The organism is uncultured Methanobrevibacter sp., from assembly GCF_934746965.1.
In the GTDB taxonomy this organism is placed as follows: Archaea; Methanobacteriota; Methanobacteria; order Methanobacteriales; family Methanobacteriaceae; genus Methanocatella.
Genome location: NZ_CAKVFS010000006.1, coordinates 143,933 through 168,407, shown reverse-complemented (window position 1 = coordinate 168,407; position 24,475 = coordinate 143,933). Strand labels below are relative to the sequence as shown.

General features: G+C 28.1%; 25 protein-coding genes. 4 read left to right on the top strand and 21 right to left on the bottom strand.

Annotation, left to right across the window (positions count from 1 at the left end; translation table 11 throughout):
- Positions 1-568: 568 nt before the first annotated feature.
- The 3 genes from Q0984_RS06615 to Q0984_RS06605 form a co-directional block, all read right to left on the bottom strand.
- Positions 569-1,606, bottom strand: a complete 1,038-nt coding sequence (locus Q0984_RS06615; RefSeq protein WP_299525397.1) for a TIGR01177 family methyltransferase — start codon at positions 1,604-1,606, stop codon at positions 569-571.
- Between the two features lie 30 nt (positions 1,607-1,636).
- Positions 1,637-2,680 carry a PH domain-containing protein gene (locus Q0984_RS06610; protein WP_299525394.1) on the bottom strand — a complete coding sequence of 348 codons (1,044 nt, stop codon included), beginning with the start codon at positions 2,678-2,680 and terminating at the stop codon, positions 1,637-1,639.
- A 131-nt stretch (positions 2,681-2,811) separates the two neighbouring features.
- Positions 2,812-4,047, bottom strand: coding sequence for a proteasome-activating nucleotidase (locus Q0984_RS06605; RefSeq protein WP_299525418.1), 1,236 nt, complete (start codon positions 4,045-4,047; stop codon positions 2,812-2,814).
- 221 nt (positions 4,048-4,268) lie between these two features.
- Here Q0984_RS06605 and Q0984_RS06600 point away from each other — a divergent pair, with 221 nt between their 5' ends.
- Positions 4,269-4,748 (top strand): multiprotein bridging factor aMBF1, encoded by a 480-nt coding sequence (locus tag Q0984_RS06600; RefSeq protein WP_299525391.1) that lies wholly within the window; start codon positions 4,269-4,271, stop codon positions 4,746-4,748.
- On the opposite strand, the gene Q0984_RS06595 is transcribed toward Q0984_RS06600, so the two are convergent.
- The 12 genes from Q0984_RS06595 to Q0984_RS06540 all read right to left on the bottom strand — a co-directional run bounded on the left by Q0984_RS06595 (position 4,749) and on the right by Q0984_RS06540 (position 15,735).
- A complete protein-coding gene (locus tag Q0984_RS06595) occupies positions 4,749-5,183 on the bottom strand; it encodes a DUF356 domain-containing protein (protein ID WP_299525388.1) in 435 nt (144 codons plus the stop codon).
- 44 nt (positions 5,184-5,227) lie between these two features.
- Positions 5,228-6,451, bottom strand: coding sequence for a hypothetical protein (locus tag Q0984_RS06590; protein ID WP_299525386.1), 1,224 nt, complete (start codon positions 6,449-6,451; stop codon positions 5,228-5,230).
- A 56-nt stretch (positions 6,452-6,507) separates the two neighbouring features.
- Positions 6,508-6,942, bottom strand: a complete 435-nt coding sequence (locus tag Q0984_RS06585) for a hypothetical protein (RefSeq protein WP_299525384.1) — start codon at positions 6,940-6,942, stop codon at positions 6,508-6,510.
- Positions 6,943-7,026: 84 nt separating this feature from the next.
- Positions 7,027-8,463, bottom strand: a complete 1,437-nt coding sequence (locus tag Q0984_RS06580) for a Mur ligase family protein (RefSeq protein ID WP_299525382.1) — start codon at positions 8,461-8,463, stop codon at positions 7,027-7,029.
- Between the two features lie 37 nt (positions 8,464-8,500).
- On the bottom strand, positions 8,501-9,583 hold the full coding sequence (locus Q0984_RS06575) for a glycosyltransferase family 4 protein (protein WP_299525415.1): 1,083 nt from the start codon (positions 9,581-9,583) through the stop codon (positions 8,501-8,503).
- Between the two features lie 69 nt (positions 9,584-9,652).
- A complete protein-coding gene (locus Q0984_RS06570) occupies positions 9,653-10,756 on the bottom strand; it encodes a carbamoyl-phosphate synthase (RefSeq protein WP_299525379.1) in 1,104 nt (367 codons plus the stop codon).
- Positions 10,753-11,172, bottom strand: a complete 420-nt coding sequence (hycI, locus tag Q0984_RS06565) for a hydrogenase maturation peptidase HycI (RefSeq protein WP_365907166.1) — start codon at positions 11,170-11,172, stop codon at positions 10,753-10,755. The genes Q0984_RS06570 and hycI overlap by 4 nt, the downstream gene beginning before the upstream one ends.
- Before the next feature lie 62 nt (positions 11,173-11,234).
- Positions 11,235-12,002, bottom strand: a complete 768-nt coding sequence (locus Q0984_RS06560; RefSeq protein WP_299525376.1) for a methyltransferase domain-containing protein — start codon at positions 12,000-12,002, stop codon at positions 11,235-11,237.
- A gap of 18 nt (positions 12,003-12,020) precedes the next feature.
- Positions 12,021-12,470, bottom strand: a complete 450-nt coding sequence (nikR, locus tag Q0984_RS06555; RefSeq protein ID WP_299525373.1) for a nickel-responsive transcriptional regulator NikR — start codon at positions 12,468-12,470, stop codon at positions 12,021-12,023.
- Positions 12,471-12,564: 94 nt separating this feature from the next.
- Positions 12,565-13,032 (bottom strand): hypothetical protein, encoded by a 468-nt coding sequence (locus Q0984_RS06550; RefSeq protein WP_299525370.1) that lies wholly within the window; start codon positions 13,030-13,032, stop codon positions 12,565-12,567.
- Between the two features lie 164 nt (positions 13,033-13,196).
- Positions 13,197-14,990 carry a succinylglutamate desuccinylase/aspartoacylase family protein gene (locus Q0984_RS06545; RefSeq protein WP_299525368.1) on the bottom strand — a complete coding sequence of 598 codons (1,794 nt, stop codon included), beginning with the start codon at positions 14,988-14,990 and terminating at the stop codon, positions 13,197-13,199.
- A gap of 163 nt (positions 14,991-15,153) precedes the next feature.
- Complete coding sequence (locus Q0984_RS06540; RefSeq protein WP_299525365.1) at positions 15,154-15,735, bottom strand: hypothetical protein; 582 nt, start codon at positions 15,733-15,735, stop codon at positions 15,154-15,156.
- Between the two features lie 233 nt (positions 15,736-15,968).
- Here Q0984_RS06540 and Q0984_RS06535 point away from each other — a divergent pair, with 233 nt between their 5' ends.
- On the top strand, positions 15,969-16,520 hold the full coding sequence (locus tag Q0984_RS06535; protein WP_299525362.1) for a DUF2115 domain-containing protein: 552 nt from the start codon (positions 15,969-15,971) through the stop codon (positions 16,518-16,520).
- A 2-nt stretch (positions 16,521-16,522) separates the two neighbouring features.
- On the opposite strand, the gene Q0984_RS06530 is transcribed toward Q0984_RS06535, so the two are convergent.
- The 5 genes from Q0984_RS06530 to Q0984_RS06510 form a co-directional block, all read right to left on the bottom strand.
- The gene (locus Q0984_RS06530) at positions 16,523-18,013 is read right to left on the bottom strand and encodes a glutamate synthase-related protein (protein ID WP_299525359.1); all 1,491 of its coding nucleotides are present in this window, start codon (positions 18,011-18,013) and stop codon (positions 16,523-16,525) included.
- Between the two features lie 19 nt (positions 18,014-18,032).
- Positions 18,033-18,707 (bottom strand): GXGXG domain-containing protein, encoded by a 675-nt coding sequence (locus Q0984_RS06525; protein ID WP_299525356.1) that lies wholly within the window; start codon positions 18,705-18,707, stop codon positions 18,033-18,035.
- A 9-nt stretch (positions 18,708-18,716) separates the two neighbouring features.
- On the bottom strand, positions 18,717-19,634 hold the full coding sequence (locus Q0984_RS06520; RefSeq protein ID WP_299525353.1) for a glutamine amidotransferase: 918 nt from the start codon (positions 19,632-19,634) through the stop codon (positions 18,717-18,719).
- On the bottom strand, positions 19,622-20,209 hold the full coding sequence (gene pdxT / locus Q0984_RS06515; protein ID WP_299525350.1) for a pyridoxal 5'-phosphate synthase glutaminase subunit PdxT: 588 nt from the start codon (positions 20,207-20,209) through the stop codon (positions 19,622-19,624). The genes Q0984_RS06520 and pdxT overlap by 13 nt, the downstream gene beginning before the upstream one ends.
- A gap of 251 nt (positions 20,210-20,460) precedes the next feature.
- Positions 20,461-20,928, bottom strand: coding sequence for a HEAT repeat domain-containing protein (locus Q0984_RS06510; RefSeq protein WP_299525347.1), 468 nt, complete (start codon positions 20,926-20,928; stop codon positions 20,461-20,463).
- A gap of 105 nt (positions 20,929-21,033) precedes the next feature.
- Between Q0984_RS06510 and aksF the strand changes: the two genes are divergently transcribed.
- Both aksF and Q0984_RS06500 read left to right on the top strand, forming a co-directional pair.
- Positions 21,034-22,032, top strand: a complete 999-nt coding sequence (aksF, locus tag Q0984_RS06505) for a homoisocitrate dehydrogenase (RefSeq protein WP_299525345.1) — start codon at positions 21,034-21,036, stop codon at positions 22,030-22,032.
- Entirely contained in the window at positions 22,033-23,511 is a 1,479-nt protein-coding gene (locus Q0984_RS06500) for a class I adenylate-forming enzyme family protein (protein WP_299525342.1), read from the top strand.
- A gap of 36 nt (positions 23,512-23,547) precedes the next feature.
- Here Q0984_RS06500 and argB read toward each other — a convergent pair whose 3' ends face one another.
- Complete coding sequence (gene argB / locus Q0984_RS06495) at positions 23,548-24,426, bottom strand: acetylglutamate kinase (RefSeq protein WP_299525339.1); 879 nt, start codon at positions 24,424-24,426, stop codon at positions 23,548-23,550.
- Between the last annotated feature and the right edge of the window lie 49 nt (positions 24,427-24,475).

Here is a 24,475-nt window from a genome sequence, read left to right as displayed (position 1 = left end):
AACAGAATTGAATGATAAAAGCAGATATCATAAAAAAGCTAATTTATGAAGTACGCTAAAAAAATATAGACGAGTAAATACACTAATTTGATAACACTTATGAAATCAAATTCACCACATCTACAAAACCAACATCACACTCAAAAAACTCAAGTGCTCATTAAATATGTTTAGCTACATGTGGAAAAGCAGTCATCATAGTTATAATTGTCAATACAATGTAACTTAGACCAACGCCATATAACACATAGCACATCTAATAGACAGAGAAATTATATTAACAAAATTAATTAAAAACTATTGCAAAAATTAGTTAAATAGAATAATATTAATTAAAAAATTATAAAACAATAAAATAGAATAAATAATCTAATAATTGCTCTAAAAATAAAATTTAATTAAATATGAAATAGCAATTTTTGAAACCGAAAAACAAAACAAAAAAATTAAAGGAATAAATACAAAAAAAGAATTTATGAAAAAAAGAAATATTATTTATAAATAAACAAATTACATTAACAAACCAATATATAAATTTACTTATTTACTTATAAATTAAATAAAAAATCTAAATATTTTTCTTATGAATAACTGAAATCACTCTTGTTAAACTTCTATGCATTTTAATTTTATATTGCTCAACTAATTCAAATCCAACTTCAGCAATCATAGGATTTAAATCAACATAATGTGGACTTGCCATACACAAATATGCATCATCTTTCATATTATCATAAATAGAACGGAAAAATTCATTGAATATTTCATCTCCATTAACATCACCAGTTGAAGTAGAAATTCCATAAGGTGGATCTGTAACTACACTATCTACTTTTTCATACATTTTAAGTTCACGAACATCAACATTAAAAGTTCGATAATCAGTTATTCCACAATATTCTAAGTTAATTGCACTCCCATTTTTCATTTTCCAATTAACATCAGATCCCACAACTTTACATCCAATTAAACCAGCTTCAATAAGAATTCCTCCGGTTCCACAAAATGGATCTAAAACTAAATCTCCAGATTTCGCACGTGATAAGTTAACCATACATCTAGCTAATTTAGGACTCATTGAACCTGGATAAAAAAATGGTCTTTTATGAGGTTTTATTTCTTCAAAATGTTTTTTATTAAGTTTAAATTTTTCAATAGCTATATAAACAGTATTTTCATAAGCAATTAATCTTATTAATGAATCGGGTTTATTTAAATTTACTTTTATATTAGTAGATTTAGATAAAATTAATGATCCAACATTCCTTTCAGTAGCTACTGTGTCAATTGAAGAATTAAATCTTTTAACTCTTACTGCAAAAGTTTTAGATATATATTTGTTCCATTCAATAGATAAAATATCATCTTCTAAGGTATCTAAAGAAGATTTTAATATTATTTCATCAACCTCATGAGTGTATCCTAATCTTTTTACAAGTGTTTGATAATAATTATCTAAAGTTTCATTAGAAATATCAGTTAATAGAATTAAACCATCAGTTATTTTAGATATATCTAACTTCATATTTTCACATTTAACAACTGCATTTAATTCTGCAAGAGGTAATTCATCATGTTCCTGAGACTGTATACATAGTAATTCCATTAACTTCACCTAATACTTTTTTAAAAAAAATTACTTTTTAAATTTATCAAAATGTCTTCTAATAATAGTTTCCTTAGAATCATTTGCTTGGTGGTGGTGAGTTTCTTCAAGTTGAGTGTCTTGATTATCTGGATCATTATAATAAAGTTCACCTTCATTTTCAACATAATAATCTTCATCACCATAAGAATAATCATTCATAGTTTCATTATACTGGTTTCTATCTGGATAATCATTATCCAGATTATCAATAGCTTCCCCAATATTTCTTTCCAAATAGTCATCATGATAAGGTTCATATTCATAATTATGTCTTTTTTCTTCTTCAAAATTCAATTCTTCAGGATAATATTCATAATTTCTACTTGGTTCTTTTTCATAATAGTCATCATAAGATTCATAATTTTCATTATCATCCAAATAAAAGTTCTGAGAATAATCTTCTTTATAAGATTCATAATAATCATTATTAGGATGATACTCTCTTTTTTGAATATTATTATGTTTATATAATCTATCACGAGTAAAATTATTTGAATGATACTCCTGAGTGTGATTAGATATTCTTGAAAAAATTATATCTTCCACTTCACTAACATTAGAAATATTAGCTAATTTCATCTGATTATTATCATAAGCACTATAAACCGAAATTGTTCCAACATTTAATATTTTAGCCATAATACTTTGAGAACTACTTACATCCTGAATTGTTCCATAAGGCATGTAATTTTTTTTAGTATAAAGTACACCAGATTTAACAATAATTCTTGAATCTGTTAAAATATATTCCATATAATACCAGTTAATCAATTGTCCTATTATGTACAAAATAATAAAAAGAATAATTACAAAGAGTGCTATAGCAGCATATCTAGTTAAAGATAACTTAACATAAGATATTAAATACACTTGCATTTCACCAATGAAAGAAATAATTGGTGATGCAACAGATAAAACAACTATTAACAAAATAACCCCGAAAATAGCCTTTTTACATCCTAAAAGCATATTAGGTTTAGTTTGATAAATAATTTTTTCATTAGCTATTTTATCATTTTTATTGAACAACATATTATAATATTTGAATTTAATTTTAAATAAAGTTTTAGAAAAAAAATAAAATTTAAAAAGTAAGCCTCAGCTCGCCCATCATTCATCACATATCAGAGCTCATAGGGTTCATCATTGGCTTAGTAAATTATTTAAGCAAACATTACGCCTGCTTCTTTAGTAAATTCATCATCACGTTCTTTATCAAGAACTTTTTCTACAGCATCCATGAAATCAGTTACATTAACTTTATCTCTTTTTTCACGAATAGCAAACATACCTGCTTCAGTACAAACTGCTTTTAAGTCAGCTCCAGAAAGACCATCTGTTAACTCAGTAAGTAAATCAATGTCTGCTTCTTCGTCTAAAGACATATTTTTAGTATGGATTTTTAAGATTTGTTTTCTTCCATCATCATTAGGAAGTGGAACTTCTATAAATCTATCAAAACGACCTGGTCTTAATAATGCAGGATCTAATATATCTGGACGATTAGTTGCACCAATAATTCCAATATCTCCTCTAGATTCAAATCCATCAAGTTCTGCGAGTAATTGCATTAAAGTTCTTTGAACTTCCCTATCCCCACTAGTTGAACTTTTAAGTCTTTTAGCTGCAACAGCATCAAGTTCATCGATAAAGATAATAGCTGGTGCTTTTTCTTTAGCCAATTCAAATACTTCACGAACAAGTCTAGCTCCTTCACCAATGTATTTTTTAACAAATTCAGAGGCTACAATTTTAATAAAAGTTGCATTTGTTTCATTAGCTACTGCTTTTGCTAGTAAAGTTTTACCAGTTCCTGGAGGACCATATAATAATATTCCTTTAGGAGGATCAATACCTATTTTTTCAAATAATTCTGGTTCTTTTAAAGGAAGTTCAACAGTTTCTTTAACTTCAATTATTTGTTCTTCAAGACCACCAATTTTATCATAAGTAATATCAGGTTTTGCTTCAATTTCCATACCTGAAACATTAGCATCTTTTTCTGATGGTAAAACTTCTACAATACCAAATGTTTGTTGATTTAAAGCCACTCTGGAACCCGGCACCAATAATTTTTCATCTAAAAATTTTGAATAATTAACTAAAAAACTAGGACCAGTACTGCTTTTAACTGTCATTCTATGGTCATCTAAAACCTCAGTAATAGTAGCTAAAACTAATGGAGGGGATCTAAATCTTTCTACTTCAGAACGTAAGGATTTTGTTTCCCTCTCTAATCTAATTTTTTCATTTTCAATTAGGACTTTATCTTTTTCTAATTTCCTAACTTTCCACATTAAATTACTTTTAGCTCTGGAGTTTTCTTCTTTTAATGAATCTATTTCTTCTTGCATTGATTCAACTTTTTCAACTAACTGCTCTTTTGAAGAATTCTCCAAATCATTAATATTATCCATGTGATTCATCTCCAATAATATTGATTGAAAATTTTCATAATTTCGACATCTATGTTACTTTAATAACCATTAGTAACATTAACATATTTAAATGTATTTGTTATGGTATTTAATATATGATAATATTTAAAATTTATGGGAAATTAATTAATATATTAACCAATAAATACTAACTTAACTAAATTAGGAAAAAACTGATTAATATGGAATGCGAAATTTGTGGTAAACAAGTATCTGACAATCCAACAAAAGCAAAAATTGAAGGATCTGTTATGATTGTTTGTGAAGAATGTGCTAAACTTGGAAAAATACAAAAAGCACCTCCAAAACCAAAATTTAGAAAATCAAAAAAACCTAAAACTAAAAAAACTAAACAAAATTATTCTAAAGATGAACCAAAAGAAGAACTAGTTGAAGATTTCAACATAAAAATTAGAAAAGCTAGAGAGTCTAAAAACTTATCTAGAGAAGAATTAGGGCATGAAATTTATGAAAAAGTTTCAGTTATAAATAGAATTGAATCTGGTAAAATGATTCCAGATATAAGATTAACTAAAAAACTAGAAAATGCTTTAAATATTACATTAATTGAAAATGTGGAAGAATTAGACTTAAGCCAATATATGGGTAATTCATCACAAGGACGTACCCTTGGTAATGTTGTTAAAATTAAAAAAAGATAGCTATTTATTTGAATAGCTATTTATCTTCTTATTTTCAATATGTTTTACTTTTCCTTTTACTTTATAGTCTATTTTTCCACCATTTTTAGCTTTATGAGAATAATATCCTTTAAAATCAGAAGCATTATTTAATTTATTTTTTAATTGATTAAAAACATCATACTCATCACTAACAACCACAACATGAGCTGGAGGATGGATTTTTTTAATCTGCATAATACTTAATGTTATATCCTCTTTGACAAAAAATGCAGTAGCAACTTTAGAACTAGTTCTAAGTTTAGAGTTTAAAATTTTTTCAACTAAAGAATCTGCAAATTTTGAATCAATTACTTTTGGTTTAGTTGCTAAATTTAAATTTCCATGTCTTTCCATGTCTGCTATTGCATTTAGTAGTTTTGAATTGTTTTCTCCTCTTATTAAGACCAATGCCATATTATCACTGTTTTTTTAAAAAAATAATTAGTGGTGAAAAAATTTCACCTATTTTGGAACGATTTTAGTAGCCTACTTCTAAATACTACAAGTAATATTAAAATTACTCCTATTGCAGTTTGTACACTGCCTAAAATATTCAATACACTTGCATCAACTGGTAAATCCCATGATGGAGAAGATTTATCTCCATTTAAAGCTGTGAAATACACACCAACTGCTTTAGAATCTTTTTTAACATTAATATCTTTAGGTTCTACATGATCCACTCCAACTAAAAGACCATTATTAATACCTTTATTAATTGAAGTTGCAATGGCTGATGCATCATATCCATTTTTAGCAACAGATGCTTCAACAATTTGTTGAGTAGTTGATGCAAGTCCTTGTTTTTCACTTCCATATACTGAAACACTCACAGAATCCGAAGTAACAGTAATGGCATTTCCCAGCGCTTCATATGCATAAATTGTTGTTAATGGACCATTACAAACTGGACAAACTTCATAATTCTCAGATGATGGATAACCTACAGACCATCCACAATCATCACAAGACTTTGAATAAACTTCATTCATAGGATAACCAGATTCATTTAATTCTTTAGGAGTGAACATATCCCCAGTAGATAATCCTGATACAAGGTTTACTGCACCCCCACCATATTTTTCACCAGAATCATTAGCTACTTCACCCATAGCTTCAGAAACAATAGTAGTTGCAGGATATCCGTCCCTAATCATTTTTCCAATATTAATTGCAGTTTGTTTACGAACAGTAGCTGCAGTACCATATAATGGATTTCCTTCTGAATTTCTTAAGTGAATAATAGCTCCTTTTTGTCCAGGTTCTAAAGTAGCCATCCCACCAGAAGTTGAGGAATAAGGAGTTACAGTAATAGAACCATTACCATCTACAGTAACAACATATGCATCAAAAGAACCACCAATAGCAATACCTATATCAGGACCACCTACAATAAGACGAGCCCCCTGATATTTACCAGCAATTGATGCTGCAGAAGCTGCAGAAGCATTATTCTCCAAAGATGCTACAGCTTGAACAACTGAATCCAACCTAGAATCAGAACCACCAGTACCCCCTGAAAGAACTGCAAAATGATGTTCTTTAGACATTAAAAATGTTGACTGGAACATGTTATCTGCAAATGACATACTTCCAGCAGCAGCACCATTGGGATCCTTACCCGTAGGATCAGTAATAACCATTACATTACAAGTAGCAGCTACACTATTTATACACATCATAAATATTATAAAGAAAATTATTGGTATACTCTTTTTCAAACTATCCCTCTATTCTCTTAATTTGTTGTATTCGTTAATTCAACTGACGAGAAATCCTCTATAACCGTTACTGTAACAATACCTGTGTTTTTATCCACCTGAACATCTGCTGCAGAAATAGGTGCAACGGAAGTTCCTGGAACTGTTGACCGTTTTGCAAAATCTTGAGCCGTCTGTATCGAATCCTGCAACGAAACTTCTTTCTTAGAAGTTTGTAAAATATCTCCATGAATTACACTACCATCCCTTAAACCAGACTGCATAACATTAGATCTAATAACATCTACAGGCACAACATCATTACCTTTAACAATGATTCCAGAAATAGGAACACCATCCGTAACTTCATCAGAGGATGCATAAGCAACATAAGTTATTAAACGACCACAAAGAATCAAGATAAATGCTAATAATAAAATTATTAATGTATCTCTTCTTATCTTTATAAACATGTTTTTGTCCTCTAAATTTTTCCATTAGTATATAACTAGAAAAACAAATTACAATTAATATATTAAAATTTTGTAATATTTAAATTATTTCCTTAAAATATTTTCCAAAATACCGCTTGCAGGGTCCATTCCTTGAGCACCAATTAATAAAATAATATCTTCTGCATCAGCACAATCATAGGTATTTTTTAAACAATCATTTAAATTATCAAAATGAGTATAATCAATATTATTTTGATTTAATACTTTAAAGAAAATTTCACGTTCCTCATCTTCAACAAAATTTAAATTGTCTACAACATCATTACTTGAAGATAAAATTAATTTTATATTATCATTCATAGATTCTACTAATGCTTCAACATTTAACTTATTGATTTCAACACCCCTAGAACCTCTAATAGAACATACAACATATAAAATTTGGTTTTCATGAAGTAATTTAAGAGTTTCAGCAATTGTAGCTTTTATACCATCAGGATTATGTGCAAAATCATCCAGAATTAATGGATTATCATTAAGCTTTGAAAATCTTCTATTTAATGCTTTATAAGATTTAACACCCTCAATAATATCATCCATAGAAATATCTAAAGAAATACATGCTGCAACTGCAGATAATATATTTTGAACAAAATGATGAGAAGTAAAAGGCAAATCTTTATTTTCTAAAATTAATTCTCCACCATAAAATATTCCATTATCATAATAAATATTATTATTTTTTGAATCAAGTTTATTCATAGAACATAAAAATGGATGTTTCGGAGATAATTTCATCACTAATTCATCATCATAATTTAACACTGTAACTCCATCACCAATAGCTTTAGGAACTTGATTTATTTCATTGAAAACTTCACCAACAGAATTTACAAGACCAATATGATCCATAGCTATGTTTGTTATTACTCCAACACTAGGATTAACTGCATTAGCCATCAAATAAGCATGATGTTTCATTAAATTCCCTAACCATCCTTGAACTTCTGAAACTTCAATAACTAAATAATCCAATTTTCCATTAGATTTAACTTCATCAGAAATTAATTTAGAAACCATTGGATCAATTAAAGTATTAAATTCTGATTCACTATCAGTATTTGTAAGAACATGAAAACCTGCATTTTTTAAAATGTGATAAATTAAATGAGATGTTGTTGATTTTCCATTAGTTCCAGTTATAATAATATTTTTTGAATCTGGAGAAAAATTTTCAATAGTCCATTTAAGAGCAAATGCTGTAGCTAACTCAATTTTATCCACAATTATTAAAGGAAATTCCAATTCCCTTGCTTTATCACAAGCATCATCTTGTGGAGTCTGTGTAATCAAACATGCTGCCTTTTTATCAGCTGCAATTTCAACACCTTTACCATTAATTTTATGTCTTATTACAATATCTCCCTCTACAGCATCATTTAAAAATGTAAATCTTCCAGTAAATCCATTATTATCAAAAAAATCATTTTTTCCAATAATATTGCCATTAATAAAATTAGTTAAATCTTGAATAATCATTTGAAATCACCAAAAAAAGAAAAAAGAAAAAAAGTAATTAGAATATATACAATTTAGCAAGAATTCCAATTACACATAATAATATTGTAACGCCCCAATAGCTAAATACAATCTTACGTTCAGACATACCATAATGATTTAATGTATGATGTAATGGTTCAACAGGCAATTTAATAATATGTGCCCTATGTAACAAACTAACTACAACAGATGCTATTGGAACACCTAATGCAAGAACTCCAAAATAAGGAATATCTGCTATAAGAACAGCTGCTGCATAACCAGTACCTAACACAAATGATCCAGTATCTCCCATGAATATAGATGCTGGATATTTGTTAAATACTAAAAATCCTAAACATAATCCAGTTAAAATTAAAAATACCGGAATACTCCCAATGTCTCCAAATAAATATAAGTAACAACAGCAAGCAAATGAAGCAATAGCTACAATTCCTGCAGCTAAACCATCCATACCATCTATTAAATTCACACAATTAATACAACCTAAAATAGCTATAATAACTACTGGAAATGCTAAAATTCCCAAATTAAATCCACCAATAGTAGTTACAACACCAGTTATACCTAACAATACCCCTAAAAGAATTTGACAGATAATTTTTTCAAATTCTCCAGGTTCCGTCTTAATTGGAACTTCGCCAATAACTTTTACTTTACCATCTTTAAGTAATTTATCAACTTCTTTTTTAGCTTTTGGAGTAGCTACTCTAACTTCTTCATCAGGTTCAACATCAAGCCTACCTAAAGTAATTATTTCATCACAACAATTTACAACAATTTTCTGAATTTCTTTAACTTTAAGACCCATTAAATCATCTATTAAACCTACAATACCACCTGCAAGCATAATATAAGACATGATTAAAATTGGAGTATTATTATAGTAAATAGCAATAATCACTAATATTACAAATAAAAATGCAATACCTCCCATTGTTGGAGTACCGCTTTTATGTCTATGTTCACTTACAATTGGATTATCTGCTATCCTTGCTTTGAGTAATATTCTTTTAACACAATATGTAAAAATTATTGCACCACATACTGTTATTAAAAAAAGAACTAACATATCCCCATTATTCATTTTACCACATATAAAATTATATATCATATTAATTTTAGTGTTAATATTATATAAAATTAATTTAATAGTGTCAAGTTGTTATTAAATCAAATCTTTAACAAGATTATCTAATTCTTCTTTTGAATTCGCCCTAATTGTAATTCTTTGATATCCTTCAGGACCATGAACTACAAAATCATTATTTCTAAAAGATTTTAAAGGTTCATTTAAATCTGGACCATCATAATTTCCAATTGGAATTTCAGTAGCATAATAATAACCTAATTTATCCTGAACAGCTCCAATAGAAAATTTACCCATTGCCATATTTACTAATTCACATAATGAATTAACACCACATGTAGCAGTTGTTAAATATCTAGTTCCATTTGGTCTTGTGTTAACTTCAATTGCATATAATTTTTGTTCTGTTTTAGAAAACATAAAATCCATTTCAAAAATACCATCAGAATTTAAATTTTTAGCTACTTTATATGCTGTTCTTTGAATAAGATTATTATCTAATCCTTCAATCAAACAAGGAGCACATTTAACTTTATTTAAAGGATGTGTTCCTTCCAAAGTTGTTTCACCTTTATAAATCGGAGATAAAGGTATATATTCCCCATTATAACCTAATACTTCAATAGAAATTTCAGATCCTTCAATGAACTTTTCACATAATGCTTGATTAAATTCTTCAAAGTATTCATTAATATCATCTAGACATTTAGCTACTTTAATATCTTTTCCACCTTGTCCATAACCTTGTTTTAAGACAACCGGAAATTCAATATCCAATTCATCTTCAAAGTTATCTTTAGTTAAAATTTGATATTGAGGAGTATCAACACCAATTTCCCTGTAAAATTTCTTAGTTTGTATTTTATCAGAAGTTAAAGTAACTGCACGAACATTAGCTGCAATTACTGGAATATCAGTTTCATTTTCAAGTTCTTCTTTCATTTTAGCTACTTCTATCAAAGGTGGATCAATACCAATTAAAGGTACAATAGCATCTACATCCAAACTAATTGCTATTTGTTTTGGACTTTCCATACCTCTAGGAACAATAAAAACTTGATCAGGTAAATCTAAATTAATAGCGTCTTCATTAGATTCAGTAATTATACTTTCAACACCATTTTCTTTGACATAATAATCTATATCATCATACAATCTTGAACCAATAAATAAAATTTTCATAAAATCTCCCTTAAAATATTTATAAATTTATAAGCTCCATTTTGAACTATTTGTGTTAATTTATCAGAATAATCCATAGATTCAGGTTCAATACCCACAAATATTATTTTAAAATCATTATCCCGTTCTAAATATTTAACAAAATAAGATAAAGACATAGAATGAGTTGAAATTCCAATATTAACAAAATCATTCTTATTTACAATTTTAAATTCTCCAGGATTACAACCCATTAAACAAGCATCCACAAGAATTACATGGGTCGGTTGTTCTTTTCTAATTTTACCTGTAAAATTTTCAGGAACTGTTTGACCATTAATTATTATCAAATTAGGATTTGATAAATCTTTTAATTCATTAACTACAAAAGGACCAACCCCATCATCACATTTAAGTTCATTTCCAATCCCTAAAATAATTACTTTTTCACTATCTTTTAAAAATTCTTCTAATTGATTTTTAAATGAAATAAAATCACCTAATAATAATTTGCTTCAATAGTTCCAATTCCTTTTCCCATAATATATTTTAATTTAACCTTAATTAAATCATTGCATTTGACATTTTTTTCATCTAAAGGAATTAATAATGGTGGATTTAACATAGGTGTAGGTCCACAAACCAAATTATCATTTAATTTAGTGATTGTTGTAATTTTTATCCCATTAACTAAAGAATTTTTATTAGCTTTTAAAGTTATAACTTTTTCAAAATTAGGATTAATTTCATCTAAAAAATTAATTTCATCATAAATTACCGGATTTGACAGGATTTCACAATTAACATTTTCATCATAATGAATATAATTCCTTTCCAAACTTGCAAGTTCAACAATATTAATAATCCCTTCAGGAATTATTTTACCATCTTTTTTTAAGCATTTTCTTGCATGATTCAATACTGGAACTTCTTCTTCATCAATAAGTGCAGTATCTAACATTTCACAAACAATTAAATCAGCTTTTCTAGAAAAATCATGAGTTAAAACATCTTCATTTAATACATGAATATTATTAAATTGTTTTAAATTATCTTCAGCACAGATACTTGATTTAACATCTTGTTCAATAGCTATAATTTTATTAAAATAAGGGTTTAAGAAAAAAGATAAAATTCCACTCCCACACCCTAAATCATAAGCCAAATCATGATTATTTTCCAAAGCATTAATAGCTTCATAAAATGCAGAAATTCTTTCCCCATCTTTTAATAAATCAAAATGATAAGGAGTTGTTTTAAATTTCATGTTAAAAAAAAAATAAAATTAATGATGATGTGGATGATTATGATTATGATCAGGATCACTAAATTCTTCACCATTAGCAGTAGTTGTGAGTTTTACGTGTTCTACTCCTTTAAGTCTCATTATTTTATCGGTTAATTCACGAATTTCGCCAATATCTCCATTAACAACAACAATTTCCATACAATATTTTTCAGTCATATGAAGATGCATATTCATGTTAATTTCATTTCTGAAACTATGTTGAATATCTGCAAGATTTTCCATAACTCCAGTATAATGATGATCATAAATAATAGTGATGATTCCTATCCTTTCTCCTTCCATTTCATTCATCCATTGATGTCTTACAATATAATCTTGAAGTGCATCACGAATACCTTTTGAACGAGACTGGTACCCTCTTTCTTTTAAAACTTCATCAAAATCAGCCAATAATTTTTTTGGTAATGACATACTTATTCTCATCATATTAAAACCTTCACAATAAAGTGATTTAGATATAATATTAAATTTAACATATATAAATGTTATGAAAAAATAGAAAATTTATATTACTAAAATTTTATCCAACAAGCAAATAATAATCCCCATCATCCTTTTTAATAGGTTTTAAGAGATTTTTATTTTCTAAAGACAGAATAATATGATATACTTTAAAATTTGAAAGCTTTAAATCACCATATAATAAATGTCCTTCTAAAGAATACTTAGAAACTAAATTTTTATCATCAACTAGCTCTTTAATCAAATTATAAGATTCTTTTTCTTGGATATTTAATTCAATTTCTTCAACATCTTTTTTGGATTTAACTGCATTAATCTCCTTATCAGAAATAGTTAACTTAACTGCATTTTCATTAAATTCAACTAACTTTTTTTCAGTTAAAGTCTTTAAGATTTGAACTAAATCATACTCATGAAATCCCAATTCCTCTTTTAAAATCCTAATAGGAACTCCCTCTGAATACTCTTGATTAAATATCTCAACTTGATTTAAAACAACTTCCTCTTTTTTTGTAATTGCAATCATAAATAATCAATTATAATATAACAGTTATCATTTTTAAAATTTTTGACAAATATTTACAAAAATAATTACAATCCTTAAAAATGTTTAAGAGAGATTCTTCTTTTATTATCAATCAAAAAAAAGACTAACAAATCACATGAAAAAGAAAAAAGAAAAAATTATATTTAAATTAATTTATTATACTGTAATAATGATTTCATCATATTAAATGATTTATCCACACTACCACTATCTATTGTACCATGAGGAGTTACTACCTCACAAGTAACTGCAGGAATACCTCTTATATTAACTGTATCTTCCATAGCTCCAGAATATTCTTTTCCAGCAACATCATAAATTAATACATCATAGCCTGTTTTTTTAGAAATATAATTAGCTATTCTAGCACTTTCAGACAATGGATGATTTGAGCCCATAGCTACATTTTTACCAGGATCCCCTCCAGGCATAGTACAATGAAAATCACCATAAGAATCACATTTTAATGAAAAAATCAATTCAACTGCATTATTAGATATTGATCCTGGAACATTTGCTTTTGAATTTAAATTAATATCATTATAATTTCTTACGTTATTTGCAGTTGCTTTTGGCTGGATAACTGGAATAATATAGACTGTTCCTTTAATTGGAGTATTTTCTAAATAATTTATTAAATTCAATGCAGCCACTTGAGAGGATAATTCTGATCCATGAATACCTGCAGTTATAAATACTGTTTTTCCTTCCCCACCTTTAAAAGTTAGCATAGGAGTTCCAGACTTTGCTGCATTAATAATTTGGTTGATTAAATCAGATTTAGGCAAATTATTTTTTATCAATGAATTTTTAGTAATATCTGCACCAGTATTCCAATTTAAAGTAGTTAAAGAATAATAATTTTTAACACTATAACTATTACTATTAAAAATATCATCAACATAGTAAGTTATAATATAATTTCCTGCAGAATTATTTAAATTAATTGTAGCAATTCCATCATCATTAGTGTATGCTGTTACAATTTTTCCAGCAATATTAAAATTAATTAAATTATTGTCTGCAGGATTTCCTCTTGAATCAACAAGTTTAACTGAAAATTTAACTGAATTTCCATAAATTGATGAAATATCATTTCCAGATAATCTATTTAAAACATTTATTGTATAACCCATATCTAAATCATCATAATAAACAGTTATTATATATTTCCCCGGATTTAAACCAATATTTAACTTTGCTATTCCAGAACCATTTGAAACTCTATAATAAAAAACACCATTAATATTCATTTTAACAGTTTTGTTAACTAAAGTATTTCCAGATTTATCTAAAAGCTTAACTAAAAACTGAGAATCATTATGATAATATTTAACCAAATTATCACTCTGTAAAAAAGATAAAACTGTAATGTTATTACTAACTTCCAAATTATCATAAATTAATGTGATAATATACTTTCCAGGTCTTAAACCAATATTTAATTTACCAAAACCAGAATCATTTGTATTTCTATGATAAAAAACCCCATTAATATTCAAAGTTACACTAACATTAAGAACATTAAATCCTGTAGATTTATCAATAACTTTAAATATAAACTGAGAATCATTATGATAATATTTAACCAAATTATCACTTTGTAAAAAAGATAAAATAACAATATTATTTTTAACAGTGGTATTTTTATAAGAAGTAATAATTGAATAATTACCTGGCATTAAGTTAATATTCAATTTACCATTTCCATGATTATCTGTAACTCTTGTATAATTATTACCATTAATATTTAAATTAACATCAACACCACCTACTGGCAAACCATTTTCTTTTATATTAAATTCAAATTGAGAATCATTTTGATAATATTTAACCAAATCACAAGTCGTAATTTCAACATTATCATTTGAAATTATTTCATTTTCAGATATTGTAACATTATCTTCAGCAAAAACAACATTTAAACTAAATAACATTAAAATTAGAAAACTTAGAAAAAAATATCTCTTTTTCATTTTTATATAAATCCTCCTTTTATCAAAATAAATTAAAAAATATAATTCAATTAATTATATTCCTATTTTTATTAAAATATTTAAACACAAACTATTTCCATAGACAACTAAATAGAATTTTAAGTTAACCTATAGGACCATACTTTTCAAGTGCTTTTTGATTATAATAATTTACTTTGTTTTGATCAATATTATCATATTCATCCAATACTGATTTATCTGAATTAGGATCAGTTGAATACACAATTCCATCATCATAATCATTATTAATTGTTGATGAACTAGAATGATAACTTGATTCAGGACTATTTGTTTTTATAATTATTTCCTCAATAGTTAAATTTTGTAATGCAAATGAATATTTATAATCTTTATCACCACTAAAACTAACATTAACAGTATAATTATCTGGATTAAGGTTAATTGTAAAGTTACTTCCACCTTGAGAATCAGTAGTGATATTAAATGAGGTGGTCTTCTTATTAGAATCCGTTAAATTAATATTAATAACTTTATTCTCAATTCCATCACCACTTTCATTGGTTAATTTTACAGAAAATATATCTCCATTTGTTAAATTATTATCACTAACTATTGTCAAATTAGTTTTTTCACCAGAATCCACCATAAAATAACCATGACTAATTAAAATCACACTAATAATCATCAATACCATAACAATTATTACAAATTTTTTCATATCCATGAAAATAGTATGATTTAACTAGTCTTATAATTGATGGGAAAATTAAATTTTCATAATTTATTCAAATTCCAAAAAAAGAAGTTCTAGTAAAAAAATTAAATTAATGCCAATTCATTAAATTAGAATAAAACACGTTAATTTCATTAAAACATATAATCATTTAAATGCATATAATTTCAGTAGAAACTTAGATATAAAAAACTTATAATACTTTAACTATAAATTTAACATACATGAAAGCTACAGACATATTTCAAGATTTACGCAATATTTCATTAAAAGAAAAAATAACAAAAACCGAATTACTAAATCTTTTAAAAAAATATTGTAAAATAATATCACCTTATGATTTAATGCTTGCAACAGCTAGGATGAGGGAGGAAGGAAAATATGTTCAAGCTAATTATCGTGAGAAATACTTAAAAGTATATGTAAAATACTTTATCATGCGTGTAAAAGAAATACTTGATGATGAGAATTATCTAGATGACATTATTGATAAGGCAAGTTTTGATAAATCTTTTAGTTTATTAGAATACCAATTTGAAAAAGAAAGAAAATATAATGTTGAAGAAGATAAATTTCCTCTAATTTACATTATTGTTGCTCTTTACACAACTTTTATTTTAGAAGAACCTATACACCCTGTTGGAAGTGAATTCCCAGGAAATTTAAAAGTAGAAAAAAGAAATGGAGTGTTTTATTGTCCAGTTAAAGACAAACAAAAAGATAATAAAAATGCTATTTGCAATTTATGTCTAGCTGAACAAACTCCAGAGATTTAATTTTATTTGTTTTCAGAGCCAGCCATTGGAACACCAGTTAACATTGATGCCTCCATAGTTAAAGCTCTTAAATTTTGTTTTTCTAATTTTGTAATATGAGTATTACCTGCTTGTTGAACAAGCATACATGCTTCATCAGTCATTGCATTTATATAATTAGCTACTGATTTACCCATCTCTTTATAATCAAGTCTGTGTCTTAAAGATAAATCTTGAGTAGCTATTCCTTTACTACAATTACCTTTATAACACATTTGACAGACCCTACATCCTATTGAAATCAATGCTGCTGTTGCAATATATACTGCATCTGCTCCAAGAGCTAATGCTTTAGCTAAATCTGCACCAGAACGAATTCCTCCAGCTGCTACTAAACTCACATCTTCTCTTAAGTTAACTTCTTTTAATGCTTGATCTGCTTCTACAATAGCTGCAAGTGATGGAATACCTGAATGTTCCATGATAACATCTGGTCCTGCACCAGTTCCTCCTTGCATACCATCTACAACAATTATATCTGCTCCACCTTTAGCTGCAATTTTTACATCAGAAGCTACTTTACCTGAAGCAAATTTAACAATAATTGGAACTTTCCAATCAGTAATTTCACGTAATTGAGAAATTTTCATACTTAAATCTTCAGGTCCTACAATATCCATGTGTCTTGCAGGAGATAAAGCATCAGATCCAACTGGTATTTTCCTAATTCTAGATACTTCTGCAGTTACTTTTTCACCAAGTAAATGACCACCCATTCCAGATTTTGCTCCTTGACCTATCTTAATTTCTACTGCATCACCCTGTTTAAGATAATCTGCAGATACACCAAATCTTCCAGATGCATATTGAGCTATAAGTTTATCAGCTAGTTCCCTTTCTTCAGGAAGCATTCCTCCTTCCCCAGTGTTTGTTACAGTTCCTGCAAGTGAAGAACCAATAGCTAAAGCCATTTTGGCTTCCTTACTTAATGCACCGAAAGACATAGCCCCAATCATTACTGGAGTATCTAATTTTAAAGGATTTTCTGCATATCTATCACCTAATACAACATCAGTTCCACATGGTTCCCTATATTTATCAATAGGAGGTCTTGATACTTGTGCAGGGATTACAACTAAATCATCAAAGTCAGGGATTTTTCTTAAAGCACCAGTACTTCTAATTTTATATGATGCTGATTGAGCTTTTCTTACAATTTCAACAACATCTGGGAATCCCCATGCTTCTCTTGCATCTTGTGGAATTGCATTTACTTCAATAGCTCTACTTGGACACATTTCTAAACAAATTCTACAGCCAACACATTTTTCTTGGTTTAATGGATATGGATCTCCCTGAATAATTTCATAAACTCCATGAGGACAATTATTATAACATGAGAAACATTTTCCACAGATTTTTTCATCCCTGTCATCACATAAATACCAACAACAACCCGGTCTTCCAAAGTTTTTCTTACATAAATCTGGATTTCTCTCTACTCTATATGGCATATATTTACCTCCCATTCAATTAGTGACCGTAAAATGGTCTTGTACTTTCAGGAACTATTTTTTTAAATTCATCATATTCTTCATCTTTTAAATTAAAATCATATTTTTCCAATAATTCTCTTAACTCAAGTTTATCTTCCCAAGTTAATTCATCAATTTTAGCATTGTATCCTAAGCTTTTAACTTCTCCTTTAACATATATAACTCCACGAATAATAGATTCAGCTACATCTTCACCTACATCACCAAGAATAACAATACGTCCACCCATCATGAATATTCCAGTCATGAATCCAGAATTTCCACCAATAACAATAGTACCGTTTTTCATGATTTCTCCAGTTCTTGAACCTACTGATTTACGAACAACAACTGTTCCACCATATATTCCTTGTCCTGCACCATCACCTGCAGATCCTTCAACTATAACTTCACCATCAGTGAGATTATCTCCAACAAACCAACCAGCATTTCCTGTAATTTTAATCTTTGGACCATCACACATAGTTCCAGTAAAATAACCTACAGAACCATCTAATTCTATATCTACTTCATCAGTCACTCCTGCAACTAAATAATGCATTGCATTAGGATTTTTAATAAGTATTTTATCATATTCACTTGCAGAATCTTTAACTTGTGAATTTAATTCACGTGGAGAAAGTGATGCAGCATCTAACTCTTTTACTTTCATTAAATCACCTTAAATTTCATACACCATTACTTCACCAGGAGATATTTGTTCGATATTTTGAGTATCAACAACTTCTCTCAAGGACACTTCTTCAGATGCAATTGCAAAAACATCATCAGTTTCTGCCATTACTCCAGGACGTAAACCTAATTTATCTTTAGCTATTCCAATACCATTAGGAGTTCCTATAATATATGAAAATGGACCATCCATATCTTCTACAGATTGTTCTAATGCTTCTTCTAATGAATAGCCAGTATCTAATTTATCTGCAATATAATGAACTAAACATTCAGTATCATTAAATGTTTCAAAAACATGCCCTTTTCTTTCTAAAGGATCCCTAATATTCCAATAATTTGTAATTTGACCATTGTGAACAACAGAGACATCTTTAACAATGTAAGTTTCAAATGGGTGTGCATGATATCTATCTACACCACTTTCTGTTGAAAATCTTGTATGACCTATAGCATGAGTTCCTTTAACATCACGAACATCATATCTTTTTGCAATATCTAATACTGAACCTACATCTTTAATCATTTCAAAATCCTGACTTCCATTAATTACAATAACATCATCAATTGTATCAACAGTAGATATAAGTGGTTTAAGTTCTGAAAAATTATCTAATTTAACCTTACATTTGTAGATAAATGAATCCCCAACTGACGGAAGAACATCATCACTTTGAATTGGAGTAACAAAGTTTATTGTATCTTTTACTGTTTCAAGTAATCTTGGTTGTTCTTTTACTTGGATTTTTAATATATATTCATCATCTTTAAGACCTGTTCCTCCATAAATTGAATAACCTGCAGAATCAGGACCTCTATGCTGAAGTTGATGAAGCATATTAGTCATATCATTACCTGCGCAATGTAATTTTTTATCTTTATAAACTATACCTGCTATTCCACACAATTTAAAACCTCCTGTATAAAATATTCATGAATTCTAGTATCATCAGTTAATTCTGGATGAAATGCAATTGCAATATTTGATCCTTGCTGAATAGCTACTATTTCATCATCTAATTTTGATAAAATTTTAATATCATCTTTGGATTTATCATAATCATCAAGTGATGGAGCTCTAATAAAAACTCCTAAATAATCTTCACCCAAAATAGAAATCGGACTTTCAAATGAATCTACTTGTCTTCCAAATGCATTTCTTTTAACTGAAATGTCCATAATTCCTAATAATGGTTGGTCAAAATCAGTTTTTTTACCAAGCAAAACCATTCCTGCACAAGTTCCAAAAACAGGAATATTGTTATCTTTAATAACTTTATCTATCCCTCTTTCTTTTATGATTTTCCCTATTACTGTACTTTCACCACCGGAAATGATTACACCATCACAAATAGCTACCTCATCAGCATACCTTACAGAAATTGCTTCTGCTTCAATACCCATATTTTCAATAGCTTTTTTTGTAATGTCATAATGTTCACTTACGGCACCTTGTAAATTTAGTATTCCTATTGTAATCATATAACTCACTAACCATTGTAAAAATATTATTCTAAAAAATAGCAGTAATTCTAAAAGTTATAGTAAAAATTATTAAGATATAGAATATTTGCTAATATAATATTTATCCATTCATATTATATAAATGTAGTGGAAAAGTACTTCCGACTAAAAAAAATTCTGAAAAAAACTATGAATATATCAATAAAAATATATAATGTTCAAAAAAAATCTTAAAAAAAAGGAAAAAATGAAGAAAATAACAAATATAGTTATTCTTCTTTAATAGTATTTATTGCATTTAATGCACCAGCTTTAACATAACCACTTTCATCATTTAAAAGCGCTTTGAGTGGTTCAATAGCTGCTTTATCTTTTAAATTTCCTAAAGCCCAAGCAGCTGCACCTCTAACTCTCCAATCTTCATCATCCAAAATATCAATCAAAGGATCAACAGCTAATTGCCCCATACGACTTAAAGCAGTAGATGCTTCCCTTCTAACTAATTTATTACTATCTCTTAAAGTTAAAATTAAAGCATCAATAGCTTTAGGATTAGACATAATTCCTAAAATTTTTGCTGCATTTAAACGAACATTTTTTTTCCTGTGAGATAAAGCAGACATTAAAGCATCAACAGATTCTTCCCCCATTATTTCTAATTCACCAATAGCAGCTTCAACAACAAATTCATCTTGGTTATTTAAGTCTTCAATTAATTCTTCAACAGATTTTGACATAAACATCCCTCACTAATATTTAATAAACTGTAAACATATAATAATTATATCTAACTATATAAATATATTTCGAAAATATACGAACAAAATTAACTAAGTGAAATAATGTATAAAATTGCAATAATCCCCGGCGATGGAATTGGAAAAGAAGTAATGGAATCTGGTGAATATTTATTAGATAAACTAGATTTAAATTTTAGTTTTGAATATGGTGAAGCTGGTTTTGAATGTTTCAACAAGACTGGAACCACATTACCTGAAGAAACTATTAAAATAGCTAAAAATTCAGATGCAACATTATTTGGAGCAATTACAAGTACAGCTGGACAACCAAGCCCGATTATAAATCTTAGAAAAGAACTTGATGTATATGCAAATTTAAGACCCATAAAATCTTACAAAGGCGTTAAATCAATAGCCAAAGATATTGATTTTTTAATAGTTCGTGAAAACACCGAAGGTCTTTACAGTCAAATAGAATATGAACAAGACAACAAATTAATAGCTAATCGAGTTATTACCAAAAAAGCCAGCGAAAAAATATCCGAAGTTGCTTTTGAACAATGTAAATCTAAACAAAAACAAAAAGTAACATGCGTACATAAAAGCAATGTTTTGAAAAAAACAGACGGTGTATTTAAAGAAAGTTTTTATAAAATAGCTAAAAACTACCCACATATTAAAACTAATGATTTATATGTTGATGCAACAGCAATGTATCTTATTACACAACCACAATCATTTGATATAATTGTAACCAGCAATTTATTTGGAGACATATTATCTGATGAAAGTGCTGGACTTGTAGGTGGTCTTGGACTTGCACCATCAGGAAATATTGGAGATAAACATGGATTATTTGAACCAGTACATGGATCAGCACCAGATATTGCAGGTAAAGGTATAGCTAACCCTTGTTCTATGATTTTAACTATAGCCATGATGTTGGATTATCTAAAAGAATATGAATTAAGTAAAAAGATAAATAATGCTGTTGAAACTGTTGTAAACAACCAAAAAACATTAACTCCAGATTTAGGTGGAAACAGTACAACAATGGAACTTACCAAAACCATCACAAATGAAATACTTGAAGGTGACTAAATGCTCAATATAACTACATTTCTTGATGCTAATGCTTGTAGATTAGATAAAAATGTCTTATACAATCCAAAAACTAATGAAAAATATAATTCAAAAGAAATATTATCAATAACATCTGGAATTGCACGTGATTTAAAAAAATGCGGCATTAAAAAAGGAGACCGTGTTTTAATATATTTAAATAACTCTACAAGTTATTTATTCTCATTATTTGCAATCTGGAGGATTGGAGCAATAGCTATACCAACAAACAGAGTATTTACTCCACATGAACTTGAATATATTATTGGAGATTCTGAAGCTAAATTAATGATTACAGATGAGGAAGCTAAAAATATTGTAGAACTTGACAAATACATTCCAAAAAATATTAGCAATTATAAAAATGAAAAGATATTACCTATAGAACCTACCAACTGGGATGATTTATGTCAATTACAATATACTTCCGGAACAACAGGACAACCAAAAGGAGCTATGCTTACACATGGAAATTATTTTACAGCAATACACAATGAATGTGATGTATTAACCTTAAAACAAGACGATGTTTATATGGGAATTTATCCAATGGCTCATGTAGGATTATCTTGGGCAATAGCAGCACTTAGAGCTGGAGCTTATTACATTATGATAGAACAATTTAATTTAGACGAATATCTTAAATTATGTCAAAAAGAAAAAGTTACTATTTTAACAGGTATGCCTCCGGTAATCCATTCCTTAACAAGACTTGATAACAAAGCAAAAGAACAATTAAAAACCGTTCGTGAATTAATAAGTGGAGGAGGACCATTACACAAAAAAATTTGGAAACAATTCCATGAAAAATACAAAATTCCTATAATTAATGCTTATGGTTTATCTGAAACAATTGTAATTGGAACTGGAACAGTTATTAGACCTGAAGACTATAGAACAGCAGATAGATTTGAAAGTGTTGGGCATCCAGTTTGCTTTTCAGAAGTTAAAATTGTTGATGAACATGATTACACTAAAGAACTTGAAAAATATGAACATGGAGAAATTGCATTAAGAGGTCCTGCAGTAGCTAAAGGTTATTGGAAACGAGAAATAGCTACTAAAGAAGCATTTTTAGAAAATGGATGGTTTTTAACAGGAGATATTGGATATATTGATGAAGATAATCGTTTATTCATTACTGATCGTAAAAAAGACATGATTGTAATGAGTGGATGGAAAATTTATCCAACAGAAGTAGAAGAGGTATTAATAAAATATCCTGCAGTAAAAGAAATAGCTATTTTCAGTATCCCCGACTGTCATCGTGGAGAATTACCCGTAGCGGCAGTTGTTTGGGAAAACGAAACCGATGAAGAAGGTTTAATTAAATATGCTCGTGAAAATTTATCTAGATACAAAGTACCTCGAAAAATATTTAATTTAGATGAACTTCCAAGAGTTAACGGATGGAAGTTACTTAGAAGGAAATTAAGAGAAGAATATAATCAAATCTAATTTTTTTATATTCTCCTTTTTACATGTTAAAAAAAATTATTTATATATCATTGTTCCTATGCCATTTTTTGTGAAGATTTCAAGTAAAAGAGAATGTTTTTTACGTCCATCAATAATATGGCATGATTTAACACCATTTTCAATTGCTTTTACACAAGTTTCTATTTTTGGAATCATTCCTCCAGAAATAACCCCTTGTTCAATTAAATCTGGAATTTCATCTATTTTTATTCTTTGAATTAAAGAATTAGGATCATTAGGATCTCTTAAAACACCTGGAACATCAGTTAAAATTATTAATTTTTCAGCATCAACAGAACTAGCTATTTCACCAGCTGCTGTATCTGCATTTAAATTTAAACTTGTTCCATCATTAGCTATACCTACTGGAGATATAACTGGAATATAATTATTTTTTAAAAACATTTCAAGTAAATCTGTGTTAATGCAGTCAATTTCACCCACAAGTCCTAAATCAATTTCTTCTTCAGTTCCAGATTCATCAGTAACTTTACTAACTGGTTTTTTATGAGCAAAGATTAACCTACTATCTTTACCAGATAAACTAATACCTTTTCCATCATGATAAGAAATTTGAGAAACAATATCAGTACTTATTTTACCAACTAAAACCATTTCAATAATTTCCATTGTTTCCTCATCAGTAACTCTTAGTCCTTTAATAAATTTAGGTTCTTTACCTAACTTATCCATAGATCTAGATATTTCTGGACCTCCACCATGAACAATAATTGGTTCCATACCTACATATTTCAAAAGAACTGTGTCACGAACTGTAGAAGACATTGCTTCCTCATCAACCATAGCATGGCCACCATATTTAATTAGAATCTTTTTTTCATGGAATTTTTTAATATAAGGTAAAGCCTCAACTAAAATATTTACGTCCTTCATTTAATCACTACACTAACTATTTTACTTAATCATTTATTAAATCTTTGGG

What these genes read in the sequence shown, in the direction of transcription:
- Q0984_RS06615 (WP_299525397.1), bottom strand. Translation starts at nt 1,606, where the DNA reads ATGGAATTACTATGTATACAGTCTCAGGAACATGATGAATTACCTCTT.
- Q0984_RS06610 (WP_299525394.1), bottom strand. Translation starts at nt 2,680, where the DNA reads ATGTTGTTCAATAAAAATGATAAAATAGCTAATGAAAAAATTATTTAT.
- Q0984_RS06600 (WP_299525391.1), top strand. Translation starts at nt 4,269, where the DNA reads ATGGAATGCGAAATTTGTGGTAAACAAGTATCTGACAATCCAACAAAA.
- Q0984_RS06595 (WP_299525388.1), bottom strand. Translation starts at nt 5,183, where the DNA reads ATGGCATTGGTCTTAATAAGAGGAGAAAACAATTCAAAACTACTAAAT.
- Q0984_RS06590 (WP_299525386.1), bottom strand. Translation starts at nt 6,451, where the DNA reads ATGATGTGTATAAATAGTGTAGCTGCTACTTGTAATGTAATGGTTATT.
- Q0984_RS06585 (WP_299525384.1), bottom strand. Translation starts at nt 6,942, where the DNA reads ATGTTTATAAAGATAAGAAGAGATACATTAATAATTTTATTATTAGCA.
- Q0984_RS06580 (WP_299525382.1), bottom strand. Translation starts at nt 8,463, where the DNA reads ATGATTATTCAAGATTTAACTAATTTTATTAATGGCAATATTATTGGA.
- Q0984_RS06570 (WP_299525379.1), bottom strand. Translation starts at nt 10,756, where the DNA reads ATGAAAATTTTATTTATTGGTTCAAGATTGTATGATGATATAGATTAT.
- Q0984_RS06560 (WP_299525376.1), bottom strand. Translation starts at nt 12,002, where the DNA reads ATGAAATTTAAAACAACTCCTTATCATTTTGATTTATTAAAAGATGGG.
- nikR (WP_299525373.1), bottom strand. Translation starts at nt 12,470, where the DNA reads ATGATGAGAATAAGTATGTCATTACCAAAAAAATTATTGGCTGATTTT.
- Q0984_RS06550 (WP_299525370.1), bottom strand. Translation starts at nt 13,032, where the DNA reads ATGATTGCAATTACAAAAAAAGAGGAAGTTGTTTTAAATCAAGTTGAG.
- Q0984_RS06545 (WP_299525368.1), bottom strand. Translation starts at nt 14,990, where the DNA reads ATGTTATTTAGTTTAAATGTTGTTTTTGCTGAAGATAATGTTACAATA.
- Q0984_RS06540 (WP_299525365.1), bottom strand. Translation starts at nt 15,735, where the DNA reads ATGGATATGAAAAAATTTGTAATAATTGTTATGGTATTGATGATTATT.
- Q0984_RS06535 (WP_299525362.1), top strand. Translation starts at nt 15,969, where the DNA reads ATGAAAGCTACAGACATATTTCAAGATTTACGCAATATTTCATTAAAA.
- Q0984_RS06530 (WP_299525359.1), bottom strand. Translation starts at nt 18,013, where the DNA reads ATGCCATATAGAGTAGAGAGAAATCCAGATTTATGTAAGAAAAACTTT.
- Q0984_RS06525 (WP_299525356.1), bottom strand. Translation starts at nt 18,707, where the DNA reads ATGAAAGTAAAAGAGTTAGATGCTGCATCACTTTCTCCACGTGAATTA.
- pdxT (WP_299525350.1), bottom strand. Translation starts at nt 20,209, where the DNA reads ATGATTACAATAGGAATACTAAATTTACAAGGTGCCGTAAGTGAACAT.
- Q0984_RS06510 (WP_299525347.1), bottom strand. Translation starts at nt 20,928, where the DNA reads ATGTCAAAATCTGTTGAAGAATTAATTGAAGACTTAAATAACCAAGAT.
- aksF (WP_299525345.1), top strand. Translation starts at nt 21,034, where the DNA reads ATGTATAAAATTGCAATAATCCCCGGCGATGGAATTGGAAAAGAAGTA.
- Q0984_RS06500 (WP_299525342.1), top strand. Translation starts at nt 22,033, where the DNA reads ATGCTCAATATAACTACATTTCTTGATGCTAATGCTTGTAGATTAGAT.
- argB (WP_299525339.1), bottom strand. Translation starts at nt 24,426, where the DNA reads ATGAAGGACGTAAATATTTTAGTTGAGGCTTTACCTTATATTAAAAAA.